Genomic DNA, 335 nt, shown 5'->3' on the forward strand with positions numbered 1-335 from the left:
AGCTTTCGCATTGCGGCCATTGGTGCATCGCGCATCATTTCAATTCAACTCCTATAGTCTTTCGGCGACCATCGCTTCCGTTGTGATTTTACCACTCCAGCTATTTGGTCGCCATTTTTATCGCCTTACGTCACTTTTTACCTGTGATTGATATTGCAGGTTTCCCGTTCTGGGAACCCGCAGTTGCAGAGACTTTCTGCTTCTCTTTTTTGGGTTTTTTGGTCTCTTTTTTGCTGTTTTTACCTTTGGCCATCGTCTGCCCTTTCAATGTGCAGCAATCAGACGCCTTAATGGCATGGGTTTTACTGCGGTCGTTCACTAATTGTCTGTTTGAT

General features: G+C 45.1%; 1 protein-coding gene. It reads right to left on the bottom strand.

Annotated features, from left to right (window positions below; genetic code table 11):
- Nucleotides 1–130 precede the first annotated feature (130 nt).
- Nucleotides 131–335: hypothetical protein (locus tag AB9F29_RS21615; RefSeq protein WP_369757213.1), on the bottom strand; the 205-nt coding region annotated here is incomplete at its 5' end.

It is taken from the genome of Falsihalocynthiibacter sp. S25ZX9 (assembly GCF_041205405.1).
Taxonomy (GTDB): Bacteria; Pseudomonadota; Alphaproteobacteria; order Rhodobacterales; family Rhodobacteraceae; genus Falsihalocynthiibacter; species Falsihalocynthiibacter arcticus.